The following is a 16473-nucleotide window of genomic DNA, read 5'->3' as shown; positions in this document are numbered from 1 at the left end:
CGATCCGGCCGGTCCTGGTCCCGGCACACGAGGCGGCGATCCCGGCCGCCCGGGAGGATCCGGACGCCGATCCCGACTGGCTCCCGACCGCCTCCCGACCGGCGTCGGGACCTGGCGTGGTGTGGACCTAGGATTGCCCGCATGCCCGAGATCACCCGCGACGAGGTGGCCCACCTGGCCACCCTCGCCCGCATCGACCTCTCCGACGCCGAGCTCGACCACCTGGCCCCCCAGCTGAGCGTCATCCTCGACTCCGTCGCCTCCATCACCGGCGTCGCCGGCGACGACGTGCCGCCCACGTCGCACGCGATCCCGTTGACCAACGTCTTCCGCGAGGACGTCGTGGTGCCCGGCCTGACGGCCGAGGAGGCGCTCGCTGGCGCCCCCGAGGTGGAGGAGCAGCGCTTCTCCGTCCCGCGGATCCTGGGCGAGGGGGCCTGATGACCGAGATCGTCCGCAGCACCGCCGCTGCGCTCGCCGAGCGCCTCGCCGCCGGCGAGGTCACCTCCACCGAGCTCACCGAGGCCCACCTCGACCGCATCGACGCGGTCGACGGCGCGGTGCACGCCTTCCTCCACGTCGACCGCGACGGCGCGCTCGCCGACGCGGCCGAGTCCGACGCCCGTCGCGCCCGGGGCGAGGCCCGCGGCCCGCTCGACGGCGTACCGATCGCGGTCAAGGACGTGCTCACCACGCGCGGGCTGCCGACCACCTGCGGCTCGAGGATCCTCGAGGGCTGGATCCCGCCCTACGACGCGACCGTCGTGACCCGCCTGCGCGAGGCCGGCCTGCCGATCCTCGGCAAGACCAACATGGACGAGTTCGCGATGGGCTCCTCCACCGAGCACTCCGCCTACGGCCCGACCCGCAACCCGTGGGACCTCGACCGGATCCCCGGCGGGTCCGGCGGCGGTTCCGCGGCCGCGGTGGCTGCCTTCGAGGCCCCGCTCGCGATCGGCACCGACACCGGCGGCTCCATCCGCCAGCCCGGCGCCGTCACCGGCACGGTCGGCGTCAAGCCGACCTACGGCGGCGTGTCCCGCTACGGCCTCGTCGCCCTCGCCAACAGCCTCGACCAGGCCGGCCCGGTCACCCGCACGGTGCTCGACGCGGCGATGCTGCACGACGTCATCGGCGGGCACGACCCGCGCGACTCCACGTCCATCGCCCAGGAGTGGCCCTCGTTCACCGAGGCCGCCCGGGCCGGCTCGACCGGCGACATGACCGGCGTCAAGGTCGGCGTCATCACCGAGCTCGCGGGAGAGGGCTGGCAGCCCGGCGTGATGGCCCGCTTCCAGGAGTCGGTGGACCTGCTGGTCAAGGCCGGCGCCGAGGTCGTCGAGGTCTCGTGCCCGTCCTTCGTGCACGCGCTCGCCGCCTACTACCTGATCCTCCCGGCCGAGGCGTCCAGCAACCTCGCGAAGTTCGACGCGATGCGCTTCGGCCTCCGCGTGGTGCCGGACGGCGACCCCAGTGCGGAGGAGGTGATGCGGGCCACCCGCGACGCCGGCTTCGGCGACGAGGTCAAGCGCCGCATCATCCTCGGCACCTACGCGCTCTCCAGCGGCTACTACGACGCCTACTACGGCCAGGCCCAGAAGATCCGCACGCTGATCAGCCGCGACTTCGACGCCGCCTTCGGCTCCGTCGACGTCCTCGTGTCGCCGACCGCCCCGACCACGGCGTTCAGGCTCGGGGAGAAGCTCGACGACCCGATGGCGATGTACCTCAACGACCTCGCCACCATCCCCGCCAACCTCGCCGGCGTGCCCGGGATCTCGGTCCCCAACGGCCTCGCCGACGAGGACGGGCTGCCCAGCGGCTTCCAGGTGCTCGCGCCCGCGCTCGCCGACGACCGCGTCTACCGCGTCGGCGCCGCCCTCGAGGCCATGTACGCCGAGCAGTGGGGTGGCCTGCTGCTCGACCGCGCCCCCGGACTGGAGACCGAGTGATGACCGCCCCCACGACCGACACCGCCCTGATGCCGTTCGACGACGTGCTGGCGGCGTACGACCCCGCCCTCGGCCTCGAGGTCCACGTCGAGCTCAACACCGCCTCGAAGATGTTCTGCGGCTGCCCGGCCGTGTTCGGCGGCGAGCCCAACGCCGGGGTCTGCCCGACGTGCCTGGGGCTGCCCGGCGCGATGCCGGTCGTCAACGGCAAGGCCGTCGAGTCGGCCATCCGCATCGGCCTCGCGCTCAACTGCGAGATCGCGGAGTGGTGCCGGTTCGCCCGGAAGAACTACTTCTACCCGGACATGCCGAAGAACTTCCAGACGTCGCAGTACGACGAGCCGATCTGCTTCGACGGCTTCATGGACGTCGAGGTCGAGGGCACGACCTACCGGGTCGAGATCGAGCGGGCCCACATGGAGGAGGACACCGGCAAGTCGCTCCACGTCGGCGGCTCCACCGGTCGCATCCACGGCGCGGACCACTCGCTGGTCGACTACAACCGCGCCGGCATCCCGCTCATCGAGATCGTCACCCGCCCGATCCTCGGTGCGGGGGAGAAGGCGCCCGAGGTCGCGAAGGCGTACGTCGCCCAGCTGCGCGAGCTGATCGTCGCGCTCGGCGTCTCCGAGGCCCGGATGGACCAGGGCAACCTGCGCGCCGACGTCAACCTGTCGCTCTCGCCCAAGGGCAGCGGCACCCTCGGCACCCGCACCGAGACCAAGAACGTCAACTCGTTCCGCTCCGTCGAGCGGGCGGTGCGCTACGAGATGCAGCGGCACGCAGCCATCCTGAGCGGCGGCGGCACGATCCTGCAGGAGACCCGCCACTGGCACGAGGACACCGGGATCACCACGAGCGGCCGGGTGAAGTCCGACGCGGAGGACTACCGCTACTTCCCCGAGCCCGACCTGGTGCCCGTGGCGCCGAGCCGCGAGTGGGTCGAGGAGCTGCGCGGCACGCTGCCGGAGAACCCGACCGTACGCCGGTCGCGGCTGCAGGCCGAGTGGGGCTTCAGCGACCTCGAGATGCGCGACACCGTCGGTGCCGGGGCGCTCGGGCTGGTCGAGGAGACGATCGCCGAGGGCGCCGCCCCGCAGGCCGCCCGCAAGTGGTGGCTCGGCGAGCTGGCGCGACGCAGCAACGAGGACGGGGTCGACCTCGTCGACCTGCCGATCACGCCCGCCGACGTCGCCCGCATCCAGGCGCTGGTCGACGAGAAGGTCGTCAACGACAAGCTGGCCCGCCAGGTCTTCGAGGGCGTCCTCGCCGGTGAGGGCACGCCCGACGAGGTCGTGGAGAAGCGCGGCCTCGCGGTCGTCTCCGACGACGGCGCGCTCGGCGCGGCCGTCGACAACGCGATCGCCGCGAACCCCGACGTCGCCGACAAGATCCGCGACGGCAAGCACGCCGCCGCCGGAGCGCTCATCGGTGCGGTGATGAAGGAGATGCGCGGGCAGGCCGACGCCGGTCGCGTCCGGGAGTTGATCCTGGAGAAGCTGGCCTAGAAACCTGGTTGTCTAGACAACTTGTTAGGGTGCAAGCGCGTCACATTGGTCACATCACCAACCAACGCTCGCACCATCGGGGGAAGGGGTCGGCCGCGGCATGCGGTCATGACCGCCCCGGCGAGCTGGGAAGGAAGTCATGCACCATCGCATTCGACCCATCCGCACGGCCGCCGTCGCCCTGTCGACCGCGGCGCTGGGGGTCGGCGTCCTCGCCGCTCCGCCCGCCTCGGCGGAGCCGTCGCCCGCGCTGCGCGCGGCCAAGGCAGCCGCCACCACGGACAGCACTCCCTCGACGATCGCGGCGGAGTGGATCGCCGACGAGCTCACCAACGGCCTGATCATGGGCACCTCCGGGCCGGACTTCGGCCTCACCATCGACACCGGCATGGCCGTGTCGACCGTCGCGCGTCAGGGCGCGACCGTGACGGCGATCAACAACGCCCTCGAGCCGCGTATCGCCGAGTACGTCGGCGACGGGACCAAGGAGAGCTACGCCGGTCCGCTGGCCAAGGCGGCCGCCTTCGCCCGCACGGCGAAGAAGAACCCGACCAGCTACGGCGGGATCAACCTGATCACCCGCCTCGAGGAGCGCACCGCCGACGTGCCGGCCGACCCGGCCGCCCAGCCGCAGGCCGCGGCCATCGCGGGACGGATCTTCGACAAGTCCGAGTTCGGCAACTACGCCAACGTGGTGGGCCAGTCCTACGCCGTGCGCGCCCTGTCGCTCGCCAAGTCCGCCGAGGCGGGTGCGGCCCGCGACTTCCTGCTCAAGCAGCAGTGCGCGTCGGGCGCGTTCCGGCTCAACTTCGCCAAGGCCGACGTGCCCGCCCAGGCGTGCACCGACGGTGCCGCCGGCAGCGAGGCCGACCCGGACGCCACCGCGCTCGCGGTGATCAACCTGGTCGAGTCGGGCGACAAGAGCGCGGCGGTGACGACCGCGCTGGCCAAGGCCAACACGTGGCTCGACGCGCGCCAGCGCAACAGCGGCGCGATCCGCAGCGCGGGCCAGGGAGCGCAGATCAACACCAACACGACCGCCCTCGGCGGCTACGCCATGGGTCTGCTCAAGAACCGTGACGCGGCGCTCAAGGCGGCGCTGTGGGTGCGCAAGAACCAGCCGGTCGACAAGTACAAGTGCCGCACCGCGCTGACCAAGGACACCGGAGCCGTGGCCTTCCGCAAGGACCGGGCCACCGGTGCCAAGACCAGCGGCATCCCCGCCTCCGCCCGCGACGAGTGGCGCCGCGCCACCGCGCAGGCGATCCTCGGCCTCCAGTTCGCCCCGGCGAGCAAGGACGAGCTGCGGATCGTGTCGGTGCGCAAGGAGGCCCGCGCGGGTGACCGCGTCCAGTTCCGTGTCTTCGGTCTCGCGCCGAGCGAGAGCGCCTGCATGCAGGTCAAGGGCGACTTCGTGCGCGTGAAGGGCAAGAAGACCGGCGACAAGATCGTGCGCAAGCTCCAGCTGCCGGCGGGCAACCAGCGCCGCGTCGGCCTGGTGAAGACCTCGGACGACGAGGCGCGTACGTCGCTGCGGGTGCGCAACTGACCCATCAGCTCCACCAGTCCCACCGCTCCGGCCCGGCGTCCCGAGACGCCGGGCCGGAGTGCGTCCGGGGGCGTACGAGGGTTACGCTTCGCAGGCCGCACCCGCCCGGGTCGGCACCACACACGCCCGAGCTGGGGAAAGCCGGTCCGAAACCGGCGCTGACCCGCAACCGTGGGCACGGGAGCCATCCCGTGCGAGCCGGAACACCCGCCTCGACGCGTCTTGATCACCATCGCTGTCGAGGAATGCAGCGGGGCGGACCGGCACCTGCCGATTCCCTCGCTGTCGCAGCGAGGGAGGAAATCATGAAGCTCACCTCAGGGCTGGCCGCCGTCACGCTCACCGCCGGCCTCGTCGCCGCCACCCTCGCCGTCCAGCCGGCCGCTGCGGCCACGCCTGCACCCCCCACCCGGCTCGCGGGGGACTGGATCGCCACGCAGCTCACCGACGGGATCGCCGTCGGCGACTTCGCCGACATCGGCCTGACCATCGACGCGGGCCTCGCCTTCGAGGCGATGGGTGACACCGCCCGGGCCGACCTCGTCGGCGACAGCATCGCGGACACCCTCGTCACCTCCGCGGACTTCCCCTACGGCTATGCCGCCTCCGACGAGGGCGGCACCACGGGCCGCTACGCCAACGCCACGGCCAAGGCGGCGGCGTTCGCCGGGCGCATCGGGCGCGACGCCAGCACGGCGTACGACAGCATCGACCTCGTCGCGCAGCTCGAGGACCTGACCGACGACACCACCGGCGTCATCGCCGACGAGTCCAGCTTCGGGAACTACGCCAACACCATCGGCCAGGCCTTCGCCGTCGAGGCCCTCGCCCGGGCGGGGTCGGACGAGGCGGCGGCCGCCACCGGTGCGCTCCTGGCCCAGCAGTGCCCTGCCGGGTACTTCCTCTTCACCCTCGGCTCCACCGCGTGCGCCGACGTGCCCAGCGCCGACACCACCGCGCTGGCGGTCATCGCCCTGCGTGAGTCGGGGATCGGTTCCGCCCGCGTGGCCGGCGCCGTCAGCCTCGCGACGCAGTGGCTCGAGTCCGTCCAGCTGTCCGACGGCTCCTTCGCCGGCGACGCCTCCGCCCCTGGCAAGAACGCCAACAGCACCGGCCTCGCGGGCTGGGCGCTCGGCGAGGCCGGCCGTACGGCCGCCGCCACGAGGGCCGCCGCCTGGACCCGCGGGGTCCAGGCCGCCGATCCGGGCGCCTGCGCCACCCAGGCGCCGACGGGAGCGATCGCGTACAACGCCGAGGACCTCGCGAGCGCCCGCACCAGCGGCCTGGGCGCGAAGACCGGCGTGTGGCGCCGTGCCACCTTCCAGGCGGCGCCCGTCCTGCGCTGGGCCCCTCCGGCCTCGGGCCCGCTCGGCCTCACGGCTCCGACCTCCGCCGCGGCGGGCAGCAAGGTCGACGTGCTCGTGCGCGGTCTCGCCGCCGGGGAGCACGGCTGCGTGACCTTCGGGACCGCCAAGCGCCTGGTCACGGGCACCGGCAGCGACCTCGCGGTGTCCTTCGACCTGCCCGCCACCGTGCCCGCCGCGCACACCTTCACGGTCACCACCCTGTCCGGTGCGCAGTCGGCCACCTCGACCGTCGCGGGCCCGCCGGCGCCGGCGCCCGTCGTCGGAGACCTGGCGGTGGCGAAGGTCGAGAAGGTCGGCAGGAACAACCGCTTCAAGGTCGCGGTCGCCTGTGACGCAGCCGTGGCCTGCACGGGGAAGCTCAAGGTCCGCACGGTCGGCAAGGTCGAGCGCGCCGACGACACCTCGGCCAGGCTGGTCGTGGCGAAGTCGGCGTACACGGTCCAGCCCGGCCGGACCTCCCGCGTCACGCTGACCCTCACCAAGCCGGCGCGTGCCGTCCTCGGGAAGAAGCGGATCCGCGTGGTGGCCACCCAGACCGCCCGCGGTGCCGAGCCCGTCGCCACGAAGTTCTGGCTGCGTCGGAGGTGACCTCCATGGGAGCCCGGACCCGGCGTGTCGCCGCCTCGTTCGCCGCCACGTTCGCCGCCACCTTCGCCGCCCTGGCCGTGAGCCTGGTCGGCGGCGGCGTGGTGCTCGGCCTCGGACCGACCGCTGTCGTGCCCGCGGCTGCCGCGGCCACCTGCACCTCGGCCGGTGGCGTCAGCGTCGTCGTGGACTACCGCGAGCTCGGCGGGGGAGTGACGACGGCTTGTGCCGCGGACGGCGGCGGCAAGACCGCCACGGCGATCGTCGGGTCCGTCGGCGTGAGCCTCACGTACGCCCAGCGCCAGCCCGGGTTCGTCTGCCGGGTCAACGGGCAGCCCACGGCCGAGGTCGACCCCTGCGTCACCACCTCGCCTGCCGACGCGTACTGGGGACTGTGGTGGTCCGACGGCACCTCGGGATCGTGGACCTACTCGTCGTACAGCTCGGGCTCCCTGACCGTCCCGGCCGGCGGCTCGGTCGGCTGGGCGTGGAAGCAGGGCAGCGGCAACGCCGCACCTCCCTCCGTCGCCCCGCCGGTGAACTCGGCCTCCCAGTCGCCGACGTCGTCGCCGTCCTCCGCGCCGACCGCCTCACCGTCCTCCTCACCCACCTCTTCGCCCTCCTCCTCGCCCTCGGGCAGCGGAGGGTCCGGCGGTGGCTCGGGCAGCGGTTCGGGCAGCGGGTCGGGTGCCGGCTCCCAGCCGAGCCCGTCGCCGTCGAGCGGCAGCAGCCCCGGGGCGTCCCCGTCGTCGAGTCCCTCGGCGTCGGCGTCCGGCACCCCGTCCGAGTCGCCCCTTGCCAGTGAGTCTCCAGGAGACTCAAGGTCACCCGCGGGCTCGGGCGAGCGCGAGAAGAAGCGGTCCGGCGACCGTGAGTCTCCTGGAGACTCACGGCCCAGCGACGGGGGCGACCCCACCGCCGAGCCCCTTGAGTCTCCAGCAGACTCAAGGGCAAGCGACGCGCCGACCGCGGGCTCGCCGGACGCCGACGGGCCGACGAAGGTCCCGGCGGCCGTGACCTGGGGAGCGGTCGGCGCCTTGGGCGCCGCCGTCGCGGCGAGCGCTCTCGTGGCCCGTCGTCGGCGGGAGCCCGGCGCGCCGTGACGGCTTCGACGCTGACCCGTCCCGGGCTGGCACGTGACCTGCACCCCCTGGCCTGGTGGGCCTGGGCGGTCGGCCTGGCCACGGCTGCGTCGCTGACCACCAACCCGCTGCTGCTCGTGCTGGTGATGGGGTCGGTGACGCTGGTCGTCATGGCTCGCCGGTCCGGTCACCCGTTCGGCCGCTCGTTCCGCCTGTACGCCCTGCTCGCTGCGCTCACCGTCGTGCTGCGGGTGGTGTTCCGCATCCTCTTCGGCGGGCAGGAGGTCGGCCACGTGCTCCTCGACCTCCCCGAGATCCCCCTGCCCACGTGGGCGGCCGGGGTCCGGCTGCTCGGCCCGGTCACCAGCGAGGCGCTGCTGGCCGGCCTGTACGACGGGCTGCGGCTCGCGGCGGTCATCCTGTGCGTCGGTGCCGCCAACTCCCTCGCCAACCCCAAGCGACTGCTCGCCTCGGTCCCGCCGGCGCTCTACGAGATCGGCACCGCGCTGGTGGTGGCCGTGACGATCTTCCCGCAGCTGGCCGACAGCGCCCGCCGCGTACGGGCCGCACAGGCGCTCAGGGGCGGGAGCACGACGGGCGTCGGTCGGCTCCGACGGTTCCTCGTGCCGGTCCTCGAGGACGCGCTCGAGCGGTCCCTGGCGCTCGCCGCAGGCATGGACACCCGCGGCTACGGCCGCTCCGGCGGCGCGTCCCCTCGAGAGCGCTGGGTGACCGGGTCGCTGCTCCTCCTGGCCCTCACCGGCATCTGCGTCGGCACGTACGCCTGGCTCGACCCCACCGCGCCCCGGGTGCTGGCCGTGCCCATGCTGGGCGCGGGCGTGGTGGTCGCGGTGCTCGGCCTCGTCAGCGCTGGACGTCGCGTGCAGCGCACCCGCTACCGACCCGACCCGTGGCGCGCACCCGAGCTGGTCACCGCAGGCACCGGCCTGGTCGTGGCGGTGCTGGGCTGGTACGTCGCCCACGCGCAGGTCGTCGTCGCCTACCCGGGCGTGGACGTGGCTCCCTACCTCTCGCCGCTGGCACTGCTGGTCGGCGTGATCGGCATCCTTCCCGCGGTGGCGACGCCGGTCCCGGCGAGCGCCCCGGTCCGACGGGAGGCGGTCGCATGATCGAGCTGCGCGGGATCGGCTTCCACTACGACCAGGAGGTCGTGCTCAGCGGGGTCGACCTCACCCTCGACGAGGGCGAGCTGGTGCTCGTGTCCGGCCGTACGGGCGTGGGCAAGTCGACCCTCCTCGGCGTGGTGACCGGGCTGGTGCCCCGCTTCACCGGCGGCGTGCTGACCGGTGACGTGCTGCTCGAGGGGCAGAGCATCGTGGAGCAGCCGCCTCGCGAGCGCGCCCACCTCGTCGGCTTCGTCGGCCAGGACCCACTGGCGGGGTTCGTCGCCGACACCGTCGAGGAGGAGCTCGCCTACGGGATGGAGCAGCTCGGCACCGCCCCCGAGACGATGCGCCGCCGCGTGGAGGAGACCCTCGACCTGCTCGGCATCGCCGACCTGCGTGCGCGGGACCTGCGTACGCTCTCCGGCGGCCAGCAGCAGCGGGTGGCGATCGGGGCGGTGCTCACCACCCACCCGCGGGTGCTCGTCCTCGACGAGCCGACCTCCGCGCTCGACCCGACGGCCGCGGAGGACGTCCTCGCGACGATCACGCGCCTCGTGCACGACCTGGGCCTGACCGTCCTGCTGGCCGAGCACCGGCTCGAGCGGGTCGTGCCCTTCGCCGACCGGATCTGCCTCGTCACGGGCGACGGCGGTGTCCGCGTCGGCGATCCGCGCGCGGTCCTTACCGACTCACCCGTCGCGCCGCCGCTGGTCGAGCTCGGGCGGCTCGCCGGGTGGCAGCCCCTCCCGCTCACGGTGCGCGACGCCCGCCGGCACGCGCGTACGCTCCCGGAGCTGTCCGCCCGCGACCCCGCTGTCCACGATCGGGTTGCGGCGCCCGCGGCGGAACCGCTGGTCGTGGCCCGCGGCGTCACCGTCGTGCATGGTCGCCACGTCGCCGTCCGGGACGTCGACCTGACCCTGTCGTCCGGTCGCACCACCGTGCTGATGGGCCGCAACGGTTCGGGCAAGTCCAGCCTGATCTGGGCGCTCCAGGGATCCGGGCGGCGACGCTCCGGCTCGATCGACGTCGCGGGGAGCGACCCCGCGGAGCTCGCGCCCGCCCAGCGGCGTACGCACGTCGGGCTGGTCCCGCAGACCGCCGCGGACCTGCTCTACCTCGAGACGGTCGCCGACGAGTGCGCCGCGGCCGACCTCGGCGCGGAGGCGGCACCCGGCACCTGCCGGGACCTCCTCGACCGGCTCGCTCCGGGCATCGAGGACGCGGTCCACCCGCGCGACCTCTCCGAGGGCCAGCGCCTGGCGCTCGCGCTCTCCGTCGTGCTCACGGCGCGGCCCCCCGTGGTGCTCCTCGACGAGCCGACCCGCGGACTGGACTACGCCGGCAAGGCCGAGCTCGCCCGGATCGTCGCCGACCTCGCGGCGGACGACCACGCGGTCCTGCTCGCCACGCACGACGTGGAGTTCGCCGCGCACGTCGCGGACGAGGTCGTGGTGATGGCCGAGGGAGAGGTCGTCTCCAGTGGACCTCCGCGTCGCGTGCTCGCCGAGTCGCCGTCCTTCGCGCCGCAGGTCACCAAGGTCCTCGGCGCGCCCTGGCTGGTCGTCGAGGAAGTCGCTGCGGCCATGGGAGGGGTCGCCCGGTGAACCCCGCCCTCCCCGTCGGGCCGCGCACCGCCGCGGTGCTCGCCCTGGCCTCGCTGGCCGGGCTGATGATGCTGTGCTGGCCGCTGCTGCTCGAGGCGCAGCCGGGCCAGCGCGTGGAGCCCCCCTTCGTCTTCCTCGCCCTGCTGCCGCTCGTGATGGTCGTCGTCCTCGCCGAGATGGGGGAGGGGGGCATGGACTCCCGGGTCCTGGCGGTCCTCGGTGTGCTTTCCGCGATCAATGCGGTGATGCGCGGCCTCGGCGCGGGCACGGCCGGCATCGAGCTGGTGTTCTTCCTGCTGATCCTCGGGGGCCGCGTCTTCGGGGCAGGGTTCGGCTTCGTGCTGGGCTGCACGTCTCTGTTCGCCTCGGCCCTGCTCACGGCGGGGGTCGGACCGTGGCTGCCCTTCCAGATGATCTGCGCGGCGTGGGTGGGGATGGGTGCGGGCCTGCTTCCTCGCCGGGTCGGCGGCCGTGCCGAGATCGCGATACTGGCCGCGTACGCGGTCGTCGCCTCCTACCTCTACGGCCTGCTGATGAACCTCAGCTCCTGGCCGTTCGCCCTCGGCATCGTGGTGCCCGGGCACGAGGGCTCGCTGGCGTACGTCGCTGGTGCGCCGGTGCTCGAGAACGCGCACCGCTTCCTCGTCTACACCCTGCTGACCTCGACCGGTGGCTGGGACACCGGCCGCGCGATCACGACCGCCGTCGCGATCGTGGTCCTCGGCCCGGCGATCCTCACGACCCTGCGCCGTGCGGCCCGGCGCGCGGTCGTACGCCCCGGCTCACCGGTCACGGTCGGACCTGGATGATCCGGTCGTCCGCGGGAGCGGGGGTGCCGCGGCCGTCGCGGTTCGAGGTGGTGAGCCAGAGCAGCCCGTCGGGGGCCGTGGCCACGGTGCGCAACCGGCCGTAGTCCTCGGTGAAGTACGCCTTCGGCTGGGACGCCTTGCCGGCGGCCGACACCCGGATCCGCCACAGCCGCTGGCCGCGGAGCCCCGCCATCCAGAGGTGCCCGTCGACGTACGCCAGCCCGCTCGGCGAGGCCTGCTCCACCGGCCAGACCACCTGGGGGTCGATGAGCCCCTGTCCGCCGCCCGTGCCCTCGACGCGGGGCCATCCGTAGTTGCCGCCCTTCTCGATGAGGTTGAGCTCGTCCCACTCGGAGGCGCCGAACTCGGAGGCCCAGAGCCGGTCCTCGTCGTCCCAGGCGAGGCCCTGGACGTTGCGGTGGCCGAGCGACCAGACGGGCGAGTCGGGGTCGGGGTTGCCGGGAGCGGGCTCCCCGTCCGCGGTGATCCGGAGGATCTTCCCGGCCAGGCTGTCGGGGTCCTGGGCCAGCTCGGGGTCGCCCGTCTCGCCCGTGGTCACGTACAGGTGGCCGTCCGGCCCGAACGCGATGCGCCCGCCGTCGTGGATGAAGCCCGCCGGGATGCCGTCGAGGACGACGCTGGTCGAGCCGAGCGATGAGCCCTCGAGCCGGGCCCTCACGACGCGGTTGTCGGTGTCGGTGGTGAGGTAGAGGAACACCGTCCGGTCCGTCTCGAAGTCAGGGGACACGGCGACGCCGAGCAGGCCCGCCTCGCCCTGCGCGACCGCGGTGTCGACCGTGCCGAGGCGGCCCACCCGGCCGTCCGCGGTGATGTTCAGGACGCGCCCGGAGATGCGTTCGGTGACCACGGCGGAGCCGTCGGGGAGGAAGTCGACGCCCCACGGCACCTCGAGGCCCTCGACCAGCGTGCCGACCGCCTCCGGGTCGCGGTTGCCGCCGTTCGCGTCGCCGGTGTCGGTCGGCTCGCTCGTGGGCTCGCTGGGCGTGGGCTGGCTGGGCACGTCGGTCGGCTGGGTCACGCGCGGGATCGGCTCGGCGGTGTCGCCCGCGCAGCCGGAGACGGCGAGCGCCAGGGCCAGCGACCCGAGGACCAGGCGCGATCTCACGTCGACCCTGCTCGTCTCCCCGTCGGTCATGTCGCCAGTGTGCCGGGTGCGGCCGAACGGTCCTCGTCGTGACGGCCGGGCGGCTCGCCGGGGGCGGAGCCGGACCGGGTCGCTCCGATCGAGGCCGCGACCACGCACGCGATGGCCAGCCACTGCACCGGTGAGAGGTGTTCCTGCAGCACGACGATGGCGGCCAGCGCCGCCGCGGCGGGCTCGAGGCTCATCAGGATCCCGAAGACAGCGGGCCGCAGACTGCGCAGTGCGACGAGCTCGCAGCTGTAGGGGATGACCGAGCTGAGCAGGCCGACGAGTGCACCGATGAGGAGGATGCGGCCGTCCCACAGCGACGTACCCGCGCTCAGCAGTGCCGGCGTCGTCATCGCGAACGCGGCGACGATGCTCGCCACCGCGAGCCCGTCGAACCCCTCCCAGCGGCGCCCGGTGCTCGCGCTGAGCAGGATGTACGCCGCCCAGGCCGCACCGGCCAGCAGGGCGTACAGGACGCCGACGGGATCGAGACCGGTGCGCTGGAGACCGAGGAGCGCGACGCCGACGCCCGCCAGCACCACCCAGACCAGGTCGCGGGCGCGTCGCGAGCCCAGGACGGCCAGCGCGAGGGGGCCGATGAACTCGATGGTGACCGCGATGCCGAGCGGGATGCGGGAGAAGGACTGGTAGATGGCCCAGTTCATCGTGGCCAGACTGGCTCCGAAGCCGAGGACGACCAGCCAGTCGTGACGGGTCCGGCCCCGCAGGCGCGGCCGGACGACGGCAGCCAGCACGAGGGCACTGGTGGCCAGTCGCAGCCAGACCATCGCGGTGGGCGAGATCTCGCCGAAGAGCCCCTTGGCGATCGCGGCACCGACCTGGACCGAGAGGATGCCGACGAGGACCAGGCCGACGGGTCCGAGCACGTCCCGGTTGGCTCGCGTGGTCACCGCCTCAGCCTATTCAGCCGCGCGTCCGCCCCCGCCGCCGGTCTCGCTGTCGGTCTCGCTGTCGGTCTCGCTGTCGGTTTCGGCGAGGCTCTCCAGTGCGCGGCGGGCGTGCCGTGCTTCGGCGGCGAAGTGGTCCAACCCCCAGTCCGCGACCAGCGAGGGGAACCGGAACGGCTGGCCGTGCCCGTCCGCGCCGCGCAGCGACTCGCGGACCTCGCTGAGGTCGTGGAGGGCCTGGTCGAGCTCGATGAGGTAGTCGTGCAGCATCCGCCGTGACTGCTGCGGCTCGGTCGCGTGTCCGACCAGCAGGCGGAGCAGGACGGTGTGCTTGAGGACCGGGAAGCCCGCCGGGGTCTCGTCCATCCAGCTCCGCAGGGCGTCCTCGCCGGCCGCGGTGATGGCGTACGTCGTGACGTCCCGTCCGCCGTCGGCGCGGGAGTCGGCACGCACCAGCCCGTGGTCGGCGAGGCGGCGCAGCTCGGTGTAGATCTGGCTCATCGCGGGCGACACCCAGTAGAAGCGGAGCGTGACGTCGGCGCGCTGCTTGATCTCGTACCCCGTCAGCTCGTCGCCGAAGGTGAGGAGGCCGAGGATCGCGTAGCCGGTGACCGGGATGTCTTGACTCATCTCGGACCGAGAGTAGTGTTCCTAATCGGAATAGTCTCGCTCTCCAGCGCCGGGAGGCCCGATGTCGCGCACTCTGCTCATGGTCGGAACCCGCAAGGGCATGTGGCTCGGGACCTCCGACGAGGCCCGGTCGTCGTGGGAGTGGACGGGGCCGCACTTCCCGATGGAGGAGGTCTACTCCGTCATGATCGACACCCGGGGTTCGACTCCTCGCCTGCTCGCCGGCGCGTCGTCGAGCTGGCTCGGTCCGCAGGTCTGGCGCTCCGACGACCTCGGCGCCTCGTGGGACGAGACGCCCAACGGAGCCCTCCGCTTCCCCGAGGACACCGGCGCCACGCTCGCCCGGGTCTGGCAGCTCCAGCCCGGGCTCTCCGACGACGGCGGCAGCGACGTCGTGTGGGCCGGGACCGAGCCCGGCGCGGTCTTCCGCTCGACCGACAGGGGCGAGACCTTCTCGCTCGTGCGAGGGCTCTGGGACCACCCGCACCGCCCGGAGTGGAACGAGGGCTTCGGCGGCCAGGCGTTCCACACGATCCTGCCCCATCCGTCAGACCCCTCGCGGGTGCTCGCTGCGCTCTCGACCGGCGGTGTCTACGTCACGAGCGACGGCGGCGAGAGCTGGTCGCCGTCGAACACCGGCGTGAAGGCCGAGTTCTTCCCCGGGGAGCGCAACTACCCCGAGTTCGGCCAGTGCGTGCACAAGGTCGCCCGTGACGCCGTCGATCCCGAGCGCCTCTACCTGCAGAACCACGGCGGGGTCTACCGCTCCGACGACGGCGGCGCATCGTGGCAGGACATCGCCCCCGGCCTCCCGACGGAGTTCGGGTTCGCCATGGTGGCCCACCCGCACCGCGCCGACACGGCGTACAACTTCCCCATCACCGGCGCCGAGGCCCGGTGGCCCGTGGACGGCAAGGCCCGGGTGTACCGCACGACCGACGCGGGGTCCTCCTGGGAGCCGCTGGGCGAGGGGGTCCTCCCGGACGGCTACTACACCGCGGTCATGCGCGACGCGATGTGCGCCGACGACCACGACGAGGCCGGCCTGTACTTCGGTGGCCGCAACGGCGGCGTCTGGGCATCCCCGGACGAGGGGGCGACCTGGCGTGAGATCCACAAGGACCTTCCCGACGTGCTCGTCGTCCGGGCGGCCAAGGTCTAGCGTCGCGCACATGGCCGACTTCTCGCTCTCGCGCAGCACCCGCGTCCACGCGGACGCAGCAGCGGTGCACGGGCTCATCGACGACTTCCGGGAGTGGCAGAAGTGGTCGCCGTGGGAGGGCCTGGACCCCGACCTCCGACGTGAGTACTCAGGCCCCGACCACGGTGTCGGGTCGACGTACCGCTGGTCGGGCAACAGGAAGGCCGGCGAGGGCGAGATGCGGATCACCGCCTCGACACCCGCCGCCGTCGTGGTCGACCTCGAGTTCCTGAAGCCCTTCAAGGCCACCAACGTCACGACCTTCACCCTCGCCACGGTCGGGGACGACACCGAGGTGACCTGGACGATGGCCGGCTCACGCAGCGCGATCATGTCCCTCGCAGGCAGGCTCTTCTTCGACAAGGCGATCGGTGCCGACTTCGACAAGGGACTCGCTGCGCTCAAGCAGGAGGCCGAGCGGTCGGCTGGCCGGCGCCCGTGACGCTCCCTTGCCCGTGACGCTCCCTTGCCCGTGAGTCCCTGGGGGACTCAGGGGCTGCGCGTGTCTGGGGTCGTGTGCGCTTGCCGGTGAGTCTGTGGGGGACTCACGGGCAAGGGTGGCGGTGGGTCGGCGTGCGCGCGTGTGGGGGTGTGGGCGTGTGGGCGGGTGGCGTGGGCCGTGAAGTGTCCACAGGTGCCGGGGTGGGGGCGTGTATGGGGTGGTTGTGGATGAGCGGGTGCGGGGTGTCGGTCGTGGGGCGTGGGATGGGGGTACGAGGCGCCGCGACGGGCGGGGGCCGGGGATCGAGAGGGCGAGTGGGCGTGAGCGACACGAACGGGGACGAGCCGGTGGATGGGCCGGTGGATGGGCTGGTGGGTGGGCCGGTGGGTGGGCCGGTGGGTGGGCCGGTGGGTGGGCCGGTGCGGTATGCGATGGTGAACTGGTCCGAGGCGGAGCGGGAGTGGTGGTGGATGGGGCCGTTCGCCGGGCAGGTGCCGGGGCTGGTGCGTCGGGTCAGGCGGATCCTGGATGTCTCGCAGCGGGGGCTGGCGGC

General features: G+C 73.2%; 15 protein-coding genes. 11 read left to right on the top strand and 4 right to left on the bottom strand.

Going from position 1 to position 16473, the window contains the following annotated elements; genetic code table 11:
* Positions 1 to 141 precede the first annotated feature (141 nt).
* The 5 genes from gatC to IEZ24_RS18555 all read left to right on the top strand — a co-directional run bounded on the left by gatC (position 142) and on the right by IEZ24_RS18555 (position 6964).
* Positions 142 to 441 carry an Asp-tRNA(Asn)/Glu-tRNA(Gln) amidotransferase subunit GatC gene (gene gatC / locus IEZ24_RS18575; protein ID WP_129456585.1) on the top strand — a complete coding sequence of 100 codons (300 nt, stop codon included), beginning with the start codon at positions 142 to 144 and terminating at the stop codon, positions 439 to 441.
* Positions 441 to 1952: an Asp-tRNA(Asn)/Glu-tRNA(Gln) amidotransferase subunit GatA gene (gene gatA / locus IEZ24_RS18570; protein WP_129456586.1), complete on the top strand. Its 1512-nt coding sequence runs from the start codon at positions 441 to 443 to the stop codon at positions 1950 to 1952. The genes gatC and gatA overlap by 1 nt, the downstream gene beginning before the upstream one ends.
* Positions 1952 to 3460, top strand: a complete 1509-nt coding sequence (gatB, locus tag IEZ24_RS18565; RefSeq protein ID WP_129456587.1) for an Asp-tRNA(Asn)/Glu-tRNA(Gln) amidotransferase subunit GatB — start codon at positions 1952 to 1954, stop codon at positions 3458 to 3460. Before gatA ends, gatB begins: the two co-directional genes overlap by 1 nt.
* Positions 3461 to 3599: 139 nt before the next feature.
* Positions 3600 to 5009: a prenyltransferase/squalene oxidase repeat-containing protein gene (locus IEZ24_RS18560; RefSeq protein ID WP_129456588.1), complete on the top strand. Its 1410-nt coding sequence runs from the start codon at positions 3600 to 3602 to the stop codon at positions 5007 to 5009.
* A gap of 305 nt (positions 5010 to 5314) precedes the next feature.
* Complete coding sequence (locus IEZ24_RS18555; protein ID WP_129456589.1) at positions 5315 to 6964, top strand: prenyltransferase/squalene oxidase repeat-containing protein; 1650 nt, start codon at positions 5315 to 5317, stop codon at positions 6962 to 6964.
* 424 nt (positions 6965 to 7388) lie between these two features.
* Here the strand turns inward: IEZ24_RS18555 and IEZ24_RS18550 are convergent, their stop codons facing one another.
* Positions 7389 to 7739, bottom strand: coding sequence for a hypothetical protein (locus IEZ24_RS18550; RefSeq protein WP_129456590.1), 351 nt, complete (start codon positions 7737 to 7739; stop codon positions 7389 to 7391).
* 321 nt (positions 7740 to 8060) lie between these two features.
* Here IEZ24_RS18550 and IEZ24_RS18545 point away from each other — a divergent pair, with 321 nt between their 5' ends.
* The 3 genes from IEZ24_RS18545 to IEZ24_RS18535 are packed head-to-tail and all read left to right on the top strand — an operon-like array spanning position 8061 to position 11586.
* Positions 8061 to 9173 carry an energy-coupling factor transporter transmembrane component T family protein gene (locus IEZ24_RS18545; RefSeq protein WP_242498584.1) on the top strand — a complete coding sequence of 371 codons (1113 nt, stop codon included), beginning with the start codon at positions 8061 to 8063 and terminating at the stop codon, positions 9171 to 9173.
* Positions 9170 to 10777, top strand: a complete 1608-nt coding sequence (locus IEZ24_RS18540; protein ID WP_129456591.1) for an ABC transporter ATP-binding protein — start codon at positions 9170 to 9172, stop codon at positions 10775 to 10777. The genes IEZ24_RS18545 and IEZ24_RS18540 overlap by 4 nt, the downstream gene beginning before the upstream one ends.
* Positions 10774 to 11586: an ECF transporter S component gene (locus IEZ24_RS18535; protein WP_242498585.1), complete on the top strand. Its 813-nt coding sequence runs from the start codon at positions 10774 to 10776 to the stop codon at positions 11584 to 11586. Before IEZ24_RS18540 ends, IEZ24_RS18535 begins: the two co-directional genes overlap by 4 nt.
* Here IEZ24_RS18535 and IEZ24_RS18530 read toward each other — a convergent pair.
* From IEZ24_RS18530 to IEZ24_RS18520, 3 genes are read right to left on the bottom strand one after another with little or no spacing between them, the layout of a single operon-like run.
* Positions 11567 to 12742 carry a PQQ-dependent sugar dehydrogenase gene (locus tag IEZ24_RS18530; protein WP_129456592.1) on the bottom strand — a complete coding sequence of 392 codons (1176 nt, stop codon included), beginning with the start codon at positions 12740 to 12742 and terminating at the stop codon, positions 11567 to 11569. The genes IEZ24_RS18535 and IEZ24_RS18530 overlap by 20 nt on opposite strands.
* On the bottom strand, positions 12739 to 13650 hold the full coding sequence (locus tag IEZ24_RS18525; RefSeq protein ID WP_242498586.1) for an EamA family transporter: 912 nt from the start codon (positions 13648 to 13650) through the stop codon (positions 12739 to 12741). The genes IEZ24_RS18530 and IEZ24_RS18525 overlap by 4 nt, the downstream gene beginning before the upstream one ends.
* A gap of 9 nt (positions 13651 to 13659) precedes the next feature.
* Positions 13660 to 14277: a PadR family transcriptional regulator gene (locus tag IEZ24_RS18520; protein ID WP_129456593.1), complete on the bottom strand. Its 618-nt coding sequence runs from the start codon at positions 14275 to 14277 to the stop codon at positions 13660 to 13662.
* A 61-nt stretch (positions 14278 to 14338) separates the two neighbouring features.
* Between IEZ24_RS18520 and IEZ24_RS18515 the strand changes: the two genes are divergently transcribed.
* The 3 genes from IEZ24_RS18515 to IEZ24_RS21850 all read left to right on the top strand — a co-directional run.
* Entirely contained in the window at positions 14339 to 15439 is a 1101-nt protein-coding gene (locus IEZ24_RS18515) for a WD40/YVTN/BNR-like repeat-containing protein (RefSeq protein ID WP_129456594.1), read from the top strand.
* 10 nt (positions 15440 to 15449) lie between these two features.
* Entirely contained in the window at positions 15450 to 15920 is a 471-nt protein-coding gene (locus tag IEZ24_RS18510; RefSeq protein ID WP_129456595.1) for an SRPBCC family protein, read from the top strand.
* A 320-nt stretch (positions 15921 to 16240) separates the two neighbouring features.
* Positions 16241 to 16473: hypothetical protein (locus IEZ24_RS21850; RefSeq protein ID WP_224745544.1), on the top strand; the 233-nt coding region annotated here is incomplete at its 3' end.

It is taken from the genome of Nocardioides ganghwensis, assembly GCF_014779655.1.
GTDB classification, from domain to species: domain Bacteria; phylum Actinomycetota; class Actinomycetes; order Propionibacteriales; family Nocardioidaceae; genus Nocardioides; species Nocardioides ganghwensis.
Note: the sequence above shows the minus strand (reverse complement) of the source record. Positions and strands in the feature narration are given on the sequence as shown.

What these genes read in the sequence shown, in the direction of transcription:
- gatC (WP_129456585.1), top strand. Translation starts at nt 142, where the DNA reads ATGCCCGAGATCACCCGCGACGAGGTGGCCCACCTGGCCACCCTCGCC.
- IEZ24_RS18540 (WP_129456591.1), top strand. Translation starts at nt 9,170, where the DNA reads ATGATCGAGCTGCGCGGGATCGGCTTCCACTACGACCAGGAGGTCGTG.
- gatB (WP_129456587.1), top strand. Translation starts at nt 1,952, where the DNA reads ATGACCGCCCCCACGACCGACACCGCCCTGATGCCGTTCGACGACGTG.
- IEZ24_RS18555 (WP_129456589.1), top strand. Translation starts at nt 5,315, where the DNA reads ATGAAGCTCACCTCAGGGCTGGCCGCCGTCACGCTCACCGCCGGCCTC.
- gatA (WP_129456586.1), top strand. Translation starts at nt 441, where the DNA reads ATGACCGAGATCGTCCGCAGCACCGCCGCTGCGCTCGCCGAGCGCCTC.
- IEZ24_RS18515 (WP_129456594.1), top strand. Translation starts at nt 14,339, where the DNA reads ATGTCGCGCACTCTGCTCATGGTCGGAACCCGCAAGGGCATGTGGCTC.
- IEZ24_RS18520 (WP_129456593.1), bottom strand. Translation starts at nt 14,277, where the DNA reads ATGAGTCAAGACATCCCGGTCACCGGCTACGCGATCCTCGGCCTCCTC.
- IEZ24_RS18530 (WP_129456592.1), bottom strand. Translation starts at nt 12,742, where the DNA reads ATGACCGACGGGGAGACGAGCAGGGTCGACGTGAGATCGCGCCTGGTC.
- IEZ24_RS18510 (WP_129456595.1), top strand. Translation starts at nt 15,450, where the DNA reads ATGGCCGACTTCTCGCTCTCGCGCAGCACCCGCGTCCACGCGGACGCA.
- IEZ24_RS18560 (WP_129456588.1), top strand. Translation starts at nt 3,600, where the DNA reads ATGCACCATCGCATTCGACCCATCCGCACGGCCGCCGTCGCCCTGTCG.